Here is a 17,495-nt window from a genome sequence, read left to right as displayed (position 1 = left end):
AACCCAATATTGACCTTGATCTCCGGAACAACCCCGAACGGCCTACTGGCGTACGCCCGTAGGGTGACTCGGGTGGAACCACTGACTAACTGGGCCGGCAACATCACCTTCGGCGCCCGGCAGGTGCTGCGCCCCCGGACGATCGACGAGGCGCGCGACCTGATCGCGGCGGCCGCCAAGGTGCGCGTGCTGGGCAGCGGACACTCGTTCAACCGGCTCGCCGACACCGACGGGGACCTGCTGTCGCTGGCCGGCCTGCCGCGGGTCGTCGAGATCGCGCCGGACCGGCGGACCGTCCGGGTCGACGGCGGCATCCGGTACGGCGACCTCGCCACCCGCCTGCACGCCGAGGGCCTGGCCGTGCACAACATGGCGTCGCTGCCGCACATCTCGGTGGCCGGCGCGGTCGCCACCGCCACGCACGGCTCCGGGGTCGGCAACGGCAACCTGGCCACCGCGGTCGCCGGCGTCGAGATCGTCCGCGCCGACGGCGAGCTGGTCACGGTGTCCCGCGGCGACGCGGACTTCCCCGGCTCGGTGGCCGCACTCGGCGCGCTGGGCGCCGTGGTCGCGCTGACCCTGGACGTGCGGCCCGCCTTCGAGCTGCGGCAGTACGTCTTCGAGAACCTGCCCGCCGCCTCGGTCCGCACCGGGCTGCCCGAGATCCTCGCCGACGGCTACAGCGTCAGCCTCTTCACCCGCTGGACCGGCCCGGACATCGACCAGGTCTGGCTGAAGCGACTCGACCCGATGACCGGGGACCCGTTCTTCGGCGCGACCCTCGCCGACGGCCCGCGCCACCCGGTGCCCGGCATGCCCGCCGAGAACTGCACCGAGCAGGGCGGCGTGCCCGGCCCCTGGCACGAGCGGCTGCCGCACTTCCGGATGGAGTTCACCCCGAGCAGCGGCGAGGAGCTGCAGTCCGAGTGGCACGTCCCGCTCGATCGGGCCAACGACGCGATCGATGCGGTGGCCCAGGTCCGCGAGCGGGTCGCGGACGTCCTCCAGGTTTCCGAGGTACGGACGATCGCCGCCGACGACCTCTGGATGTCGCCGAACTACCAGCGGGACAGCCTGGCCCTGCACTTCACCTGGATCGCCGACACCGAGGCGGTGCTCCCGGTCGTCGCCGATGTGGAGAAGGCCCTCGCCCCGCTGAACCCCCGCCCGCACCTGGGCAAGGTCTTCACCACCGCCCCGGAACTGCCCCGCACCGCCGACTTCAAGGCCCTCGCGGAGCGCTTCGACCCAGCCGGCAAGTTCCGCAACGAGTTCCTCGACCGTCTGCTCGGATGACCACCCTGGAGGCGTTCCGCGCGGAGGCCGACGCTCTCGGGCACGCGGCCGCCCGCTGGGACGGTGCCGACTGGACCCGGCCGACCCGATGCGCGCCCTGGTCCGTACGCGAATTGTTCGCCCACATCCGGGTCGCCCTGGGCTGGCTGCCCGGCATGCTGGCCGGGGATCCGCCGGAGGCGGCCGAGGTCTCCGCCGCGGACTACTACCGCCCGGACCACCGCTTCTCGGCGGCGACCGACGCCACCCGGATCAGGCTCGCCCAGGAACAGGCCGCCGGCCTGGACGTCCGCGACTTCCGCGGATTCACCACCACCCTGGCCGACCGGTGCGCGGCCGAACCGCCGGGCCGGGTCGTCCGCACCCGGCACGGCGACGCCATGCTCCTCGACGACTTCCTGACCACCCGGGTGGTCGAGCTCGCGGTCCACGGCCTCGACCTGGCCGACGCCCTGCACCACCCGGCCTGGCTCACCCCACCGGCTGCCGAAGTGGTCCTGCGGCTGCTCTTCGACCGCGCGCCGGCCGACCTGCCCGGCCCGCCCGACCAGCTGATCCGCCAGGCCACCGGCCGCGCCCCCACCACCCTCGACCTCACCGGCCTACACCCTTTGACCCTTGGCTGACACACCCCTCGGCCGACGCACCCTCGGCCCTCGGCTGACGCATCCTCGACCCTCGGCCGACGCACCCTGGCCGCGCGCCCTCGACCGGTGCTGAACGCTGGGGTCGGGGGTGGTCAGCAGCCGCAGGTGGCGCCGGCCGGGGCGGTCAGTTCGTCGGCGGGGCGGGACCGCTCGCCCTTCTCGTCGCGCACCGGGAAGCCCTCCCGCACCCAGTACTCGTAACCGCCGATCATCTCCTTGACCGCGTACCCGAGCTTGGCGAACTCCAGCGCCGCCCGGGTCGCCCCGTTGCACCCCGGCCCCCAGCAGTAGGTGACCACCGCGCTGCCGGCCGGGATCACCTCGGCGGCCCGGGCGGCGATCTCCCGGGTCGGCAGGTGGACGGCGTGCGGGAGGTGCCCCTGCCGCCACGACTCGTCGCTCCGCGAGTCGACGACGACCACCCCGGCCGTGCCGGCCTCCAGGTCGGCGTGGACGTCACTGACGTCGGTCTCGAAGCGGAGCCGGTTGCTGAAATGCTCGATTGCGCTGGTCATGACACTGATCGTGCCGTCGCGCGGCCGAACGGCCCAGTGGCGCTGATGCCAACCATCGCTAAGATCTCGCCATGCTCCGGATCGGGAAGCGTGCCCCGTCGGTCACCGTGCTGGCCTACGACGGCATGTCCGTCTTCGAGCTCGGCATCGTCACCGAGGTCTTCGGCCTGCCCCGCCCGGAGTTCGACCGCCCCTGGTACGACCTGACCATCTGCGCCGAGACCCCGGGCCCGGTCCGCGTGGTCGGCGGCGCCTCGCTGTACACCGAGCACGGCCTGGACACGTTCGCGGCCGGCCGCACGGTGATCGTCCCGGGCGTGCCCGACGTCCGCGCCGACCCGTCCCCCGCCCTGGTCACGGCGCTGCGATCGGCCCACGCGCGGGGCGCCCGGATCATGTCGATCTGCTCGGGGGCGTTCGCCCTGGCCGGCGCCGGCCTCCTGGACGGCCGCCGAGCCACCACCCACTGGCGCTACGCGGAGACCCTGCGCACCCGCCACCCGTCCGTCCAGGTCGACGCGGACGTCCTCTACCTCGACGACGGCGACGTCCTGACCAGCGCCGGCAGCGCCGCCGGCCTGGATCTGTGCGTGCACGTGGTGCGCCTGGACCACGGCCCGGCGATCGCCAACGCGGTCGCCCGCCGGCTGGTCGTCCCGCCGCACCGGGACGGCGGGCAGGCCCAGTTCATCGAGGCCCCGGTGCCGGACGACCCGGCCGACGACCGGCTGGCCCGGAGCATGGAGTGGGCGCTGCTCAACCTGTCCTCGCCGATCACCGTCGAGGTGCTGGCCCGCCGGGCGCACATGTCCGCGCGCACCTACCTGCGGCACTTCGCCCGGGCCACCGGCACGACCCCGATCCGCTGGCTGATCGGCCAGCGCGTACACGCCAGCCTGGCCCTGCTGGAGACGACCCGCGCACCGATCGAGGAGGTCGCGTCAGCGGTCGGCTTCGACTCACCGGTCACGTTCCGCCACCACTTCGCCCAGACGATGCGAACCTCCCCGTCCGCCTACCGCAAAGCCTTCTGCTCCTGAGCGCCCTCGTAGGTGAGGCCGGCGACCATCCCGTCCGGGCCGACCGCCGCGGAGAACAGGTACCGTCCGTGCTCGCCCGGCTCGGTGCCGTAGCTGCTGAAGACTTTCCGCTCGCCCGACTTGTCCTTCAGGGCATCCGGGCACGAGTAGGTCACGTCCTTCCCGGCTTGCGGGTCGACGCGCTTCCTCGCCCAGTCGGCCAGCGCGGCACAGGCCTCCGGCGTGGCCGGCGACGTGGACCAGATCACCGTGAAGCCGTTGTCCTCGATCAGCACCGGCTGATCGTCGCGCTGCGTCCACTTCGCGTTCTCGACGTCCGGAATCGTCGGATCCTGGATCACCTGCCAGCCCGCCGGCCCGCCGTAGGACAGCACCCCCTGCAACGCCGAGTCCCGCGCCGCGGTAGGCGAGGACGGCCGGCTCCAGATCCAGCCGAAGAGCGCCGCCAGGACAACGGCCAGCACACCGGCCGCAATGATGATCGGCCGCCGGCGAGCCTTCGCCGCCGGCTTCGCAGCTTCGTCGGCTTCTGCCACGGGCACCTGTTCGGGGCTGACTTCGGTCACCACCCCAGTGTCACGCACGCCACCAAACCACCACCCGGCACGGTCACCGCCCCCTGCTCAAGCACCCCGCCACACCACCACCCGCCACGGTCACCGCCCACTCCTCACGCACAGGCGCCACACCATCACCCGCCACGGTCACCGCCCACCTCTCACGCGCCCCGCCACACCACCACCCCTCCACCCGGCACGGTCACCGACCCGGACACCGCGCGCCCGGTAGCCGCGTTCGTCCCCGCCCCCGGCAACGGAACCGTCCCCGGCCCGTCGCCATGGTTGAAGAGAAACACCAGCTCACCCCGCCGAACCGCCTCCACCCCCGGCGGCAGCCCGGCCAGCACCGGCGTCACCCCGGCCTCCACCGCCACCTGCCCCAGCAGCCGGCGCAGCGCGTCATCACCGAGCCCGGGCGACACATACCAGGCAGTACCCGCCCCGAACCGGTTCCGAGTGACCGCCGGCGCCCCCGCCAGCACATCCCCCGCGTACCGAACCACCGTCTCGGCCCCGGCCGTCTCCACCCGCTCACTCCAGCGAATGCCCTGCTCCCCGTTGTCGAGAGCGATCGTCACGCCGACCCCGAGCGGCCGCCACTCCACCACCCGCACCCCGAGCACCTCCCGGAACGCCCCGGGATATCCCCCGAGCCGAATCCGCCCCGCCGGATCCGCGATCCCACTGAGATGCCCCACCACCAGGCATCCCCCGCCCGCGACGAAGTCCCGCAGCGCCGCCGCACTCGCATCCGAGATCAAAAACAGATGCGACAAAACCACAATTTTGTACGCCCCCAGCCCCGCCCCAACCGCACCCGCCCCGGAGCCGGAGTCCACCAGCTCCGTCCCACCCCCGGTCGACAGCGTTCCGGCGCCGACCAGCCCCGCGCCGCCCGCAGCCGCCCGTTCCCCGAACCCGTCCAGTCCCGGGAAAACGAAATCCGTGGCGAAGCCCGATTCGTACAGCACCCGATGCACCTGCCGCACCGCCGCCAGATAGTCGATGTCCGCCGCCGGCAACCCGCCACCCTGCAACGCCCACCACGACGGCGCGTCCCACCCCACCGCCACCTGCGCCGGAACCGTCTCCCCGACGACGTGCGGCGTAAGGGCGGCCAACGTCCGCCCGAGCCCGATCGCCTCCCGGAACACCGGACTGTCCGGCCCGGCATGCGGCACCAGCGCCGAGTGGAACAGTTCGGCCCCACCCCGAGGCTGCCGCCACTGGAAGTACATCGCCCCGCGCGACCCCCGGGCCAGGTAGTTCAGGCTGTGCCGGGTCAGCCGCCCGGGCTCCTTGGCGTGCATCCGCCCCGGCGTGTAGATCAGATTCGGCGCGGTCTCCATCAGCAGCCACTCGCCGCCCTGACCCGCGGCCCAGCCCCGGGCGAGGTCCCCGCCGAACGCCGTCTCCGACTCTCCGTCGACCCCCGCCGGGTAGTGGTCGACGGCAACGATGTCCACTTCGGACGCCCAGCGCGCGTGGTCGACGCTCACCCAGCCGCCCTGCACGAAGTTCGTCGTGATCGGGACGCCCGGGTTGACCGCCCGCAGCAGGTCCCGCTGCTCCACGAAGGCCCCGAGCAACTCGTCCGAGAGGAACCGGCGGAAGTCCAGCACCTGCGCGGGATTCGGCAGGTACTGGGTGGCCCGCGGCGGCATGATCTGCGCCCAGTCCGAGTAGCGCTGACTCCAGAACGCCGTGGTCCAGGACTCGTTGAGCGCGTCCAGGTCCCCGTGCTTCTTCGCCAGCCACGACCGGAACGCCGAGGCGGTCAGATCACAGCGGCAGTCCGTCCCGTACTCGTTGTGCACGTGCCAGACCGCCAGCGCCGGATGCTGCCCGTAGCGTCCGGCCAGCTCGGCGGCGATGTTCCGGGCCGCGGCGCGATAGGCCGGCGAGGAGACGCAGTACGTGTCCCGGCTCCCGTGCGTGAGCCGAACCCCGTCCGCGGTGACCGGCAGCCCGTCCGGGTGGGCCAGCGTGAACCACGGCGGCGGCGACGCGGTCGGGGTGGCCAGCGCCACCTTGATCCCGCCGTCGTGCAGCCGGTCCATGACCCGGTCCAGCCACCCGAACTCGAACCGCCCCTCCTCGGGCTCCAGGTGCGACCAGGCGAAGACCCCGAGCGAGACCAGGTTGACCCCGGCCTGCCGCATCAGCGCGACGTCCTCGTCCCAAACCTCCTCCGGCCACTGCTCCGGGTTGTAGTCGCCACCGAAGAACAGCATTGCACCACCTTGACTTTAGTTCGACTCCTAAACAAAGTAGGCACCGTGCCCACCCCCGTCAATCCGTCCCCCAGCACCCCCTCAACCCCCGAGCACGGACGGTCGTCGATCGTGACCGAGGACTGGGAGCACGCGCTGATCACCGGAAACGGCCGCCAGGGCGCGCTCTGCTACGGCTCCCCCGGGGCGCTGCGGTTCACGCTCGCCCACGAGGACGTCTTCCAACCGGTCACCGAGCCGTTGCCGGCCCCGTCGACCGCCGCGGCCCTGCCCCGCCTGCGCGAGATGCTGGCGGCGGGCCACTACGCCGAGGCGGCCACCGAGGTCTGCGAGATCGCCACCGCGGAACATCCCGGCTACGCGGAAACACGCTGGATCGACCCCCTGATCGGCACGGCGACGCTGACGTTCACCCCGGATCGCCCGGGCCGTGAATGGTCGCGGAGCACCGACTTCGACACCGGGGTGGTCCGCCACCAATGGCCCGGCGTCACCTGCGAGTCCTTTTTCTCCCGAACCGTCGACGCCCTCCTGATCCGGGTCACCGGCTGCGCCGGAACCCTCTCGATCGCTCCCGTCGCCGGAACCCCCGAACGCCCGGTCGACTTCACCGTGTCGAGCACCGGCGACTCGCTCGTCCTGACCGCACGTTTCCGCGACGCGGACTGGCCCGGCGCACTGGACGGATACACCGTCGTGGCGCGCTCGTGGCGTACCGAAAGCGGATTTTTGATCGCCGCCCGGACCACCCCCGGCCTGGAGAAATCCGGCTTCAGCGAGATGCCGGACTTCGAAGCTTTGCTCGCGGAGCATGTCGCGATCCACGGCGACCTGTTCCGCCGCTGCCGCCTGGAGCTGCCCGACCGGCGGGCGAAGCTGCTGTTCGACGCCGGCCGCTACGCGATCATCAGCAGCACCGGCACCCGGCCGCCGACCCTGCAGGGCGTCTGGAGCGGCACCTGGTCGCCGCCGTGGCGCAGCGGCTGGACCATCGACGGCAACCTGCAGGCCGCCCTGCTCGCGGTGCACACCACCGGCACTCCCGAGCTGATGCCACCGCTCTTCGACCTGCTCGACTCGCTCCGCGACGACCTGCGGGAGAACGCCCGCCGCCTTTACGGAATGCCCGGTCTGTACGCCCCGGCCCATCTCGGCACCCATGGCAGGCAGAACCACTTCGGCCCGATCTGGTGCCTGACGTTCTGGACCGCCGGCGCCGCCTGGCTCGGCCGCCTCTACCTGGAGCACTGGCAGCACACCGGCGACGCCGCGTTCCTGGCCAAGCGGGCCCTCCCCTACCTGCGCGAGGTCGCCGAGTTCCACCTCGCCTTCGCGCGGATCACCGACGGCCGGGCCCGGTTCAGCCCGTCCTATTCGCCGGAGAACCACCCCGCCGGCTCCGGCGCGCAGGCCACTGTGGACGCGACGCTGGACGTGCGGGCCGTCGGGGACGTGCTGCGGGCGCTGCTCGTTCACGCGCCTGACGACGTCTCCGCGCCACGCTGGCAGGAGTTGCTGGACGCGCTCCCCGGGTACCGCGTCAACGCGGCCGGCGAGCTCGCCGAGTGGCTGGACCCGCGCTTCGATGACAACCACGAACATCGGCATTGCAGCCACCTCTATTCGCTGTACTACTCCGGCGACGCGGAGCTTCTGGACGATCCGGCGCTGCGCGCCGCCGCGATCAAGGCCGTGCGGCGACGCTTACGGTGGTGGCTGAGCGAGGTTTCCGACGAGATGGGGTACGGCCTGGCCCTGCTCGGCGTCGCCGCGGCCCGCCTGGGTCTGGCCGCCGAGGCGTACGCGGCACTGTCCCGCCTCTCGTCGGCCTATTGGCGCCCCAACCTGGTCCCGACCCACAACCGCGACCACATGTTCAACGTGGACCTGGCCGGCGCCTACCCCGCCCTGATCGCCGCCATGCTCCTGGCCAGCCGCGATGTCGGCGCCGACGGTGTCGCCCGGCTCCACCTGCTGCCCGCGCTCCCCGCCGAGTGGCCGGCCGGAAGCATCCACGGCCTGGTCGCCCGCGGCCCGGTCCGGGTCGATCTCACCTGGCGGCCCGGCCTGCTCGAGGCCACCCTGACCGCCACGACCGCCCGGACCGCCGTCGTCACCTGGTCCACCGGCACCATCTCGGTCCCCCTCTCCCCCGGCACACCACACCGGTTGCGCCTGGCTCGCTGATCGCCGGCGACACCGTGGTTCGAGGGTCGGCCCCGGGCGCCGCACCGACGGCCGCCCGGGGCTCGCCGACCCCGCGTCCGCGGGCGCCTTCGAGCCCGTCAATCGTCTCGCATTTCCGGGGCCATCAGGAGTTATCCACAGTGGGGGGTTATCCACAGGGCATCCACATGATCTTGGCGATTTCCGGGATAATGGGAAGTGGTGGCAACCCCCAGGGAGGGTGGGCCCTGTCCGGCGGGCTAGCCCTGTCCAACAGGGGCACTGTCCAGCGGGGGGCACTGTCCAGCGGGCGGCTACGACGGCCCAGCACCCCAACCCCCGGGCTGCCCGGCACCGGCCGTACCCCCCAAATGAAAACCGCCGAGCGGGACCGGAGCTGGGATCCGTTCCCACCCGGCGGCAGTCCGCGGGCGAGCGAAGCGATGCCCCGAGTCAGCCTTTGATCGCCCCCACGATGACCCCCTTCGTGAAGTGCCGCTGCACAAAGGGATAAACGATCAGCGCCGGCACCAGCGTCACCACCACGACAGCCATCTTGATCGCAAGGTTCGGCGGCGCGCTGTACCCGATCCCGGGCAGGTGCACCACCGTGCCGGCCCCCGCATTGGTGGGCGACTGACCAGCGAGAATGAACATCTGCAGGACCCGCTGCACGGGCTGCAGATCGTTGCGGTCGATGTAGAGCACCGCGTTGAAGAACGTGTTCCAGTACCCGACGGCATAGAACAGCCCGACCACCGCCGTGACCGCTTTTGACAGCGGCAGGACGATCCGGAACAGGATCCGGAACTCGCCCGCGCCGTCGATCCGGGCGCTGTCCAGCAGCTCGCCGGGGATGCCCATGAAGAACGCCCGGAGCACCACCAGGTTGAACGCGCTCACCGCGGCCGGCACGATCAGGGCGAGCAGGTTGTCCTTGAGGCCGAGCCCGGTGACCACCAGATAGCTCGGGATCATGCCGGGGTAGATCAGGAAGGTGAGCAGGAAGTAGAAGAGGATCGGCCGGTGCAGCAGGGTCCCGGTGCGGGACAGTCCGTATGCCGCGAGCACCGTCACGGTCAGGCTGAGCGCCGTCCCGATCACCGTCACCAGCGTGCTGACCAGCACCGCGTCGGTCACCTGGCCGCCCGAGAAGATCACCACGTACGCGGACGGGTTGAACTCGCGCGGCAGGAAGACGTACCCGCCGGCCTTGTTGATCGTGTCGGTCGAGGACAGGCTCGTGACCAGGACGACCCAGAGCGGCACCACCACCGTGAGCACGACGATCGTGATGATCGTGCCCTTGCCGAGCTGCCCGAGCAGGGTCGGCTTCTCCTCCCAGACCGGCCGTCGCGATCTCGAGGAGGGCTTCAGTTCAGCGAGAGTGGTCATGACTTGGAGTAGATCCCTTGCTCGCCGAGCCGATGGGCGATCTTGTTCGCGCCCAGGATGAGCAGCAGCCCGACCAGGGCTTTGAACAGGCCCGCGGCGGCGCCGACGCCCCACTGCTGGACCCCGATGCCCTGGTAGTAGACGTAGGTGTCGAGCACCTCGGCGGCGTCCCGCCCGACCGCCTCGCGTTGCAGGTAGAACTGCTCGAAGCCGACGTTGAGCGCGTCGCCCAGGCGCAGGATCAGCAGCAGCACGATGACCGGGCGCAGGCCGGGCAGGGTGACGTGCCAGAACCGCCGCCAGCGACCGGCGCCGTCGGCCGCGGCCGCCTCGTACAGGTTCGGGTCGACGGCGGCGAGCGCGGCCAGGAAGACGATCATGCCCCAGCCGGCGTCCTTCCAGATCGCCTGCGAGGTGATCAGGAAGTAGAAGGTGTCCGGGTTGGTCATGAAATCGGGTGCGGTGAAGCCGGCGTCGCGCGCGGTCTGCGCGATCAGGCCGGCGCCGCCGAGCATCATCTGGAACAGCGAGACGACCAGCACCCAGCTGAAGAAGTGCGGCAGGTAGACGACGCTCTGCACGACGGACCGGATCCGCGGCGACAGGATGCTGTTCATCAGCATCGCCAGCAGAATCGGGATCGGGAAGTAGAACACCAGCTGGAAGGCGGTGATCCCGAGCGTGTTGCGGACCGACTCCCAGAATGCCGGCGTCTCGAACAGGTACTGGAAATTGCCGAACCCGATCCATTCGCTGGACAGGAACGCCTGCAGCGGACTGTCCCCGGCGAACGGGTTGTAGTCCTGGAACGCGATGACGTTGCCGATCGCCGGCAGGTAGTGGAAGACCGCCAGCAGCAACATCGCCGGGACGCACATGAGAATGAGGGGCCAGTCGCGACGCAGGCGCGCCGCGACCGACATTTTGGAAACCGCTTCTTTGGTACGGGGTTTAGCGGCGGCTTCCACCAACGAGGGCGCGCTCATCGCCCGTTGTCCGCCAGCACCTTGGCGTAGAAGTCGCGTGCCTGGTCACCGCCGCCGGATTTCCATTCCTGGATCACCTTGTCGTAGTCGGAGAGCGGGCGCCGGCCACGCAGAATGTCGGTGATCTTGTCGTCGGTGGGCTGCTGGATCGCGGCCTGCTCGGTGGGCACCTCGACCTTGATCCCCTCCCACGGGTTCTTCTCCAGGTACTTGGTGGCGTCGTTGCCCCAGCCGACCAGGTCCTGTGCGTAGTTCGGCAGGTCGGGGTCGCTGGTCACCACGGCGGGGCGGCCGCCGAGGAAGATGAACTGGTTGGCGAACTCCTTGGTGAAGGTCTCGTTCGTCTTCGGGGCGCCGCTCGCGTCGCGGGTGAAGTGGGTGCCCTCGACGCCGTAGTTCTGCAGCTCGTACTCCTTGGTGCCGAACGGCGCCGCGGTGTAGTTGAGCACGCGCAGCAGTTCCTTGGTCCGGTCCTCGCCGAGCCCCTTCTTGATGAACGTCCACATGATCGACGGGGTGCCGCCCCAGCGCACCGGCGGCGTGCTCGCGTCCGCGCCGAAGACCTTCACGGCCTGCATGTTGAAGCCCTTGCCCTGCCGGGTCATCTCCCGCTGAGTCTCTTTCCACGAACCCAGACCCGTCGCGTACGAGAAAATCTTGCCGCCCTTGAAAAGCGTGACGACGTCACCGCCCTTGCTGCTGGCCAGGTCGGGGTGGATCAGCTTCTCGGAGTAGATCCGGGCCATCCACTCGACCGCCCGCTTGTACTGCGGCGTCTCGTACCGGTGCAGGACCTTGCCGTCGGCGCTCTTGAACCAGCCGTTCTGCGAGCCGGGGTTGCCGCAGATCTGCAGCACCTCCTGGAAGATGTCGCCGAACGCCCACTCGCCCTTGTCCGGGTTGGTGAACTTCTTGCCGAACTCGTAGAGCGAGTCCAGGTCGGTCGGCGCGGCGATGCCCCGCTGGTCGGCGACGTCCTTGCGGACGAACAGCGCGGTCGGGTACGGCGAGTCGGTCGGGAACGGGACGCCCATCAGCTTGCCGCCCCAGACCGAGTCCTTCCAGGCGGCCGTGTCCAGGCCGGCCAGCAGCGGGTACGCGTTCGCCTTGTCCCCGGCCAGGTACGGCGTCAGGTCCTCGAAGAGCACGTGCACGCCGTCCGAGAAGCGCGCCAGCTTGCTGATCTCCCAGCCCGGGATGCAGGTCAGGTCGGGCACGTCGCGGGCGCCGAGCATGGTGTTGAGCTTGTCGCCGTAGGTGTTGCCGTCCTGCACGCTGAACGTGATCGTGCCGCCCATGTCGGCGCCGACCGCCTCGACGTACTTGTTCGAGGTCGGCGGGGCCGGGCCCCACCACGGGGTGGTCGCGGTGACCGGCTTCCCGCTGGTGATCGCCTTCTCGGTGATCGCGTCGACGAGGTTCGCCGGGTACTTCACGTAGCCGTCGGCCATCGGGCGGATGCCCTTGATGTCCGGAGCGACCAGGTTCGAGTCCTTGGACGTCGGCACGACGGCGGACGCCTGCTCGGCATTGGTGGCGGTGCCGGTGGAACCGGGCTTCTTGCTGCAGCCCTCCAGGGTTCCGAGGCCGGCCAGGGAAGCCGCGCCGAGGCCGGCCAGGCTCAGGAACGTACGCCTGCTCGTAGACGCGCCCACGGCGCACCTGCCTTCCTATGTGACTTGTCAGTCTTTCTAGGCTTTAGTTTGTCTAGGCTCTAAACTAAGTGCATCGATGACAAGCTAACTGACGCGGCGCGAACCGACAAGGTGCAGTTGGGAGCGCACCCATGGCGGAATGCGGCAAGATTGTTCACAGAATTGGCTGGCCACCGGAGAGCGGAGCTTGACTTGACCACCACCCGGGCCGAACCTCAGCCGGCCGACTTCGCCGACGTGCGCACCACCAACCTCGCGGTGGTGCTGCGCCACCTGCGAGCGCACGGGCCGAGCTCGCGGGCCGCGATCGCGGCGTCGACCGGGCTGACCAAGGCGACCGTCTCCAGCCTCACCGGTGACCTGATCGGGCACCGGCTGCTGCGCGAGACCGGGTTGAGCGGGAATCGGATCGGGCGGCCGGCGACCGTGCTGGCGCTGGACGGTTCGGCGTACGCGTCGATCGGCATCCAAATCGGGTCGGGCCAGATCACCGCGCTGGCGGTGGACTACTCGAGTGATCAGCTGCTGCTGTGGCACCGCTCGGTCGAGTCGCGGCGGCTGGCCAGTGAGATCGTCGCGCTGGCGCAGCGGGCCGCGTCGCGGGTTCGCCAGCAGGGCCGCCGGGTGCTCGGCCTGACCGTGGCCCTGCCCTCCGCCAGTGCCGTCCCCGGCCTTCGTGAGCTGGTCGCCGGCTCGCTGCGGCAGAAGGATCTCGTCGTCGCCGTGTCGCACCACGCGGCGCTGGCAGCCGTCGCCGAGCAGCGGCTCGGCGGGCACACCGATCATGATTTGGCGTATATTTCAGGCGCTTCCGGACTTGAGGCCGGCCTGATCCTGGACGGGAATCTGCTCCGCGGCGGCCGGCTCGGAAGTTTCACGCTGGGCCCGGCCGGCTCCCCCACACTGCAGGACCAGGCCGGGATCGAGCCGCTCCTGAGGCGCGCGCTGCCCGATTTTGATCCGTCGGCGCTGACCGACCTCGGCCCGGCCGTCGAGCAGGTGGCGGTCCGTGCCCGAGCCGGAGACACCGCGGCCCTGGCCGCGCTGACCCACACCGGTGGCTATCTCGGCCAGGGCCTCGCCGTACTCGCGAACCTGATCCGGCCAGATGTCTTCGTGCTCGGCGACCACTTCGCCACGCTCGCCGAGTGGCTGATCCCCGCGGCGTCGGCCGAGCTGAGCCGGCACGCCGGCGCCCCGGAGGGCCGGATCGCGGCCTCCACCCTGGGCCTGCACGCGGCCGCTCTGGGCGGCGCCGTGTCCCATCTTGATCAGGTCGACACTGGACGGATCCCGCTACCCGTCAACTAGTTCATCGATGTAACGATCGATGACCAAACATGCGTGCCGCACCTTGACCTAGTCGTGACGAGGGTGCGAGCCTCAGGGAACTTCGTCCGAAACATTCGCGAAACCACTCGCGTGGTTCTCTTCGCTCGTTTGTCGAAGCGCTTCGACGCTGGTTTTGGGAGCGCTCCAACAGCCGGGCACGGCCCCGAAGGAACACGTTGTGATGACCGAATCCCCCTCTCGCGTCGTCTTTCGCGACCCGCAGCAGAAGCTCGCCACCCGTGTCTCCGACCTGCTCGCCCGGCTCAGCCCGGCCGAGAAGATCGCCCTGCTCCACCAGCACCAGGCGCCCGTGCCCGCGCTCGGCATGGCCGCCTTCCACACCGGCACCGAGGCGCTGCACGGCGTCGCCTGGCTCGGCACGGCCACCGTCTTCCCCCAGGCGATCGGCCTCGCCACCAGCTGGAACCCGGACCTGCTGCGCCGCGTCGGCGAGGCGGTCGGCGCCGAGGTGCGCGCCATGCATCACGCCGACCCGGCGCGCGCCGGCCTCAACGTCTGGGCGCCGGTCGTCAACCTGCTGCGCGACCCCCGCTGGGGCCGCAACGAGGAGGGCTACTCCGAGGACCCGTGGCTGACCGGGGTGCTGAGCACCGCCTACGCCGGTGGGCTGCGCGGCGACCACCCGCACTGGCTGCGCACCGCGCCCACGCTGAAGCACTTCCTCGCCTACAACAACGAGACCGATCGCTGCCTGACCAGCAGCAACCTGCCCCCACGCGTGCTGCACGAGTACGAGCTGCCGGCGTTCCGCCCGGCGATCGAGGCCGGCGCCGCGGTGGCCGTGATGGCGTCCTACAACCTGATCAACGGGCGGCCCACGCACGTGAGCCCGCTGATCAACGAGGTGCTGCGCGGCTGGTCGACCGAGGACATCATGGTGGTCGGCGACGCGTACGCGGTCCACAACATCGCCGGTGACCAGCGCTGGGAGGACGATCACGTGGCCGGCTTCGCGGCCGCGCTGCGGGCCGGCGTCGACTGCGTCACCGAGGAGGGCGAGGACTCCGCGCCGACGATCGCGCGGTTCACCTCCGCGCTCGAACGCGGGCTGATCACCGAGTCCGACGTGGACGCCGCGGTGCGGCACATCCTGTCGGTGCGGATCCGGCTCGGCGAGTTCAACCCCGACGAGGACCCGTACCGGTCCGCCGACCCCACGGTGATCGACTGCGCGGCCCATCGCGACCTGGCCCGGGAGGCGGCGCGCGCCTCGATCGTGCTGCTCAGCAACGACGGCATCCTGCCCCTGGACCGGGCCACGGCCGGGCGGATCGCGATGATCGGGCCGCTCGGCGACGCGGTCTTCGAGGACTGGTACAGCGGGACACCGCCGTACCGTAAAAGCCTCCGCTCCGCCCTCGGCGACGTCCTGTTCCACGAGGGCGTCGACCGGGTCCTGCTGCGCGGCGCGGGCGGCACCCTCGCCGTCGACGAGGACCTTCTGCAGATCAAAATCCTTTCCGGTACGCCGGAGAACGCGCTCTTCGACGTCCTCGACTGGGGGCAGGAGACGATCTCGCTGCGTTCCGTGGCGAACGGCCTGGTCGTCGGCTTCGACGGCGACGCGCTGCGCGCCGACCAGCCCGGGCCGAACGGCTGGGAGGTCAAGGAGACGTTCGCGTTCGAGCCGTGCGCGGGCGGGGTCGCGCTGCGGCACCTGCAGACCGGCCGGTTCCTCCGGGCCGGCGCCGACGGGCTGGTCCGGCCGGCCGCCGAGGACGTCACCGGCGCCACGGTGTTCACGGTCGACGTGCTGGTGGACGGCGTGACAGCGGCCGCGGCGGTGGCCGCCTCCGCGGACGTCGTCGTGCTGGCGCTCGGCAACCACCCGATGGTCTGCGGGCGGGAGACGATCGACCGGCGGGACCTCGACCTGCCCGGCACGCAGGATGAGCTGATGCGCGCGGTGCGGGCCGCCAATCCGCGGACCGTGCTCGCGCTGACCAGCAGCTATCCCTACGCGATCGGCTGGGCCGCGGAGCACCTGCCGGCCGTGCTGTGGTCCGCGCACGGCGGCCAGGAGCACGGTGCGGCGCTCACCGACGTGCTCTTCGGCGCCGAACCGGCGGGCCGGCTGACCCAGACCTGGTACACCGACGACAGCGAACTGCCGGACCTGCTCGACTACGACATCATCGCGACGGACGCGACGTACCTGTACTACCGCGGAACTCCGCTGTTCCCGTTCGGCCATGGTCTCGGCTACACCCACTTCCGCTACGAAAACCTCCACCTGACCCCCGCACCGCCCCCGGCCCCGACCCCGACGCCAGTCCTGACCCCGACCCCGGCGCTGGGCGTCGACCCGGCCCCGGTCGCGGCCGGCGATCCGCGTGGGGGTGTGCTCGCCGTGGACTCGTCCGGTGGGGTAACCGTGAGCGTCGACGTGACCAACGTCGGCGACCGGCCCGGCGACGAAGTCGTGCAGCTCTACACCCGGCAGCAGTACTCCCGGGTCAAGCAGCCACTGCGGCGCCTGCGCGGTCACCGACGGATCCACCTCGCCCCTGGCGAACGAGCCCGCGTCACCTTCCTCCTGGACGTCGCCGACCTCGCCTTCTGGGACGTCACCCGATCGCGCTGGGTCGTCGAGCAGGCCGCACACACCATCGCGGTAGGCAGCTCCAGCCTGGACTGGGCACAAACCGCGACCCTGCGCGTCCGCGGCGAGGTCATCCCGCCGCGGGCCGCCCGCTCCGGCTTCCGGCTGATCGACAACGACGGTTACGCCGGCACGACGCCCGTGGCGATCGCCGCCGAACCCGGCGAGGCCCTGCAGAGCGCCGAGCCCGATGCCTGGGCACTCTTCGCCGGAGTCGACCTGGACGGCGGTCTCCGGCAGGTCGCTCTCCTCGCCTCCACCATCTCCACCCCTTCTACTGATCTGTCAGCGGCTGCCCCGTCCGGGGTCGCCGCCGATGCGATCGTTGTGCGTCTGGACGATCCCCTCACCGGGCCGATCCTGGCCACGCTCACGATTCCGCCGGCCGATCACACCCCGCCGGTTCCGCCGGCCGATCACACCTCGCCGGTCCCGTCGAACGGTGCCGGGAGACTGCTCGACGTCACCTCCGTGCGGGCGCCGATCGGCCCGGTCAGCGGCGTCCACGATGTCTTCGTCGTTTTCGGCGGGCCCGGTATCGCGGTGGCAACCCTAGCTTTCTCCTAGCCGCCCGCCGGCGTTATCCACAGCCCGCCTTCGACGGCCGCCGTGAGTTGTCCACAGCCTGGCTTTTCGGCGCCGCCGTGAGTTGTCCACAGCCCGCTTTCGCCGTGCCGCCGCAAGTTATCCACAGCGGAGAAAAAAGCCGGACGGCCGCTCGCCAGGCCTGGCAGAGTCGTCAGCGCAAGCGAGATCCGGAGGAGGCAGCAATGACGTCTACGGGACAGGTCGCGGCCTCGCCGCCAGCCACGGCCCAGCCCAGGCATGGTGGGTCCAGCCCGGCCCAGCGATGATCGGACCGACCACAGCGCAGCCCAGCAGTGATCGGCCTGGGCTGCCGAGCCCGGGTGATGGTGGGGCGATTCCAGGGCGGCGAGGCGCCGGGCTGCACGGCTGAGAGCTGGGCGAGGCGCCGGGCCGCGCGTGCGGAGCGGAGCGAGGTGGCGAGGTGGCTGGCCGCGCCTGCGGAGCGGGGCGAGGCGAGG

At 70.9% G+C, this 17,495-nt stretch carries 12 protein-coding genes; 6 read left to right on the top strand and 6 right to left on the bottom strand.

Features of this window, described 5'->3' with window-relative positions; translation table 11 throughout:
- Positions 1 to 72: 72 nt before the first annotated feature.
- Together L3i22_RS05585 and L3i22_RS05580 are read left to right on the top strand one after the other, a co-directional pair.
- Positions 73 to 1,296, top strand: a complete 1,224-nt coding sequence (locus L3i22_RS05585; RefSeq protein WP_221325925.1) for an FAD-binding protein — start codon at positions 73 to 75, stop codon at positions 1,294 to 1,296.
- The gene (locus tag L3i22_RS05580) at positions 1,293 to 1,922 is read left to right on the top strand and encodes a maleylpyruvate isomerase N-terminal domain-containing protein (protein ID WP_221325924.1); all 630 of its coding nucleotides are present in this window, start codon (positions 1,293 to 1,295) and stop codon (positions 1,920 to 1,922) included. The genes L3i22_RS05585 and L3i22_RS05580 overlap by 4 nt, the downstream gene beginning before the upstream one ends.
- A gap of 113 nt (positions 1,923 to 2,035) precedes the next feature.
- Here L3i22_RS05580 and L3i22_RS05575 read toward each other — a convergent pair whose 3' ends face one another.
- Complete coding sequence (locus L3i22_RS05575; RefSeq protein ID WP_221325923.1) at positions 2,036 to 2,458, bottom strand: rhodanese-like domain-containing protein; 423 nt, start codon at positions 2,456 to 2,458, stop codon at positions 2,036 to 2,038.
- A gap of 71 nt (positions 2,459 to 2,529) precedes the next feature.
- Here L3i22_RS05575 and ftrA point away from each other — a divergent pair, with 71 nt between their 5' ends.
- Positions 2,530 to 3,498: a transcriptional regulator FtrA gene (ftrA, locus tag L3i22_RS05570; protein WP_221325922.1), complete on the top strand. Its 969-nt coding sequence runs from the start codon at positions 2,530 to 2,532 to the stop codon at positions 3,496 to 3,498.
- Here the strand turns inward: ftrA and L3i22_RS05565 are convergent.
- A complete protein-coding gene (locus tag L3i22_RS05565; RefSeq protein WP_221325921.1) occupies positions 3,474 to 4,064 on the bottom strand; it encodes a hypothetical protein in 591 nt (196 codons plus the stop codon). The two genes, ftrA and L3i22_RS05565, sit on opposite strands and share 25 nt — an antisense overlap.
- Positions 4,065 to 4,216: 152 nt before the next feature.
- Positions 4,217 to 6,292, bottom strand: a complete 2,076-nt coding sequence (locus L3i22_RS53330) for a beta-galactosidase (protein WP_255657976.1) — start codon at positions 6,290 to 6,292, stop codon at positions 4,217 to 4,219.
- 45 nt (positions 6,293 to 6,337) lie between these two features.
- Here L3i22_RS53330 and L3i22_RS54280 point away from each other — a divergent pair, with 45 nt between their 5' ends.
- Positions 6,338 to 8,479 (top strand): glycoside hydrolase N-terminal domain-containing protein, encoded by a 2,142-nt coding sequence (locus L3i22_RS54280; RefSeq protein WP_221325920.1) that lies wholly within the window; start codon positions 6,338 to 6,340, stop codon positions 8,477 to 8,479.
- 432 nt (positions 8,480 to 8,911) lie between these two features.
- Here L3i22_RS54280 and L3i22_RS05550 read toward each other — a convergent pair whose 3' ends face one another.
- Genes L3i22_RS05550 through L3i22_RS05540 form a run of 3 tightly spaced genes read right to left on the bottom strand, consistent with a single transcriptional unit; the run spans position 8,912 to position 12,494 of the window.
- Positions 8,912 to 9,853 (bottom strand): carbohydrate ABC transporter permease, encoded by a 942-nt coding sequence (locus L3i22_RS05550; protein WP_221325919.1) that lies wholly within the window; start codon positions 9,851 to 9,853, stop codon positions 8,912 to 8,914.
- Positions 9,850 to 10,839: an ABC transporter permease subunit gene (locus L3i22_RS05545; protein ID WP_221325918.1), complete on the bottom strand. Its 990-nt coding sequence runs from the start codon at positions 10,837 to 10,839 to the stop codon at positions 9,850 to 9,852. Before L3i22_RS05545 ends, L3i22_RS05550 begins: the two co-directional genes overlap by 4 nt.
- Positions 10,836 to 12,494, bottom strand: a complete 1,659-nt coding sequence (locus L3i22_RS05540) for an extracellular solute-binding protein (protein WP_221325917.1) — start codon at positions 12,492 to 12,494, stop codon at positions 10,836 to 10,838. Before L3i22_RS05540 ends, L3i22_RS05545 begins: the two co-directional genes overlap by 4 nt.
- A gap of 192 nt (positions 12,495 to 12,686) precedes the next feature.
- Here L3i22_RS05540 and L3i22_RS05535 point away from each other — a divergent pair, with 192 nt between their 5' ends.
- Positions 12,687 to 13,805, top strand: coding sequence for an ROK family protein (locus L3i22_RS05535; RefSeq protein WP_255657974.1), 1,119 nt, complete (start codon positions 12,687 to 12,689; stop codon positions 13,803 to 13,805).
- A gap of 202 nt (positions 13,806 to 14,007) precedes the next feature.
- Positions 14,008 to 17,016, top strand: coding sequence for a glycoside hydrolase family 3 protein (locus L3i22_RS05530; protein ID WP_255657973.1), 3,009 nt, complete (start codon positions 14,008 to 14,010; stop codon positions 17,014 to 17,016).
- Positions 17,017 to 17,495: the final 479 nt, after the last annotated feature.

Origin of the sequence: Actinoplanes sp. L3-i22, assembly GCF_019704555.1 — a bacterium.
Classification (GTDB): domain Bacteria; phylum Actinomycetota; class Actinomycetes; order Mycobacteriales; family Micromonosporaceae; genus Actinoplanes.
This window is presented reverse-complemented; position numbering and strand designations above follow the sequence as displayed.

Bases quoted from the DNA above. Each gene is read 5' to 3' on its own strand.
- L3i22_RS05580 (WP_221325924.1), top strand. From the start codon at position 1,293: ATGACCACCCTGGAGGCGTTCCGCGCGGAGGCCGACGCTCTCGGGCAC.
- L3i22_RS05575 (WP_221325923.1), bottom strand. From the start codon at position 2,458: ATGACCAGCGCAATCGAGCATTTCAGCAACCGGCTCCGCTTCGAGACC.
- ftrA (WP_221325922.1), top strand. From the start codon at position 2,530: ATGCTCCGGATCGGGAAGCGTGCCCCGTCGGTCACCGTGCTGGCCTAC.
- L3i22_RS53330 (WP_255657976.1), bottom strand. From the start codon at position 6,292: ATGCTGTTCTTCGGTGGCGACTACAACCCGGAGCAGTGGCCGGAGGAG.
- L3i22_RS05550 (WP_221325919.1), bottom strand. From the start codon at position 9,853: ATGACCACTCTCGCTGAACTGAAGCCCTCCTCGAGATCGCGACGGCCG.
- L3i22_RS05545 (WP_221325918.1), bottom strand. From the start codon at position 10,839: ATGAGCGCGCCCTCGTTGGTGGAAGCCGCCGCTAAACCCCGTACCAAA.
- L3i22_RS05530 (WP_255657973.1), top strand. From the start codon at position 14,008: ATGACCGAATCCCCCTCTCGCGTCGTCTTTCGCGACCCGCAGCAGAAG.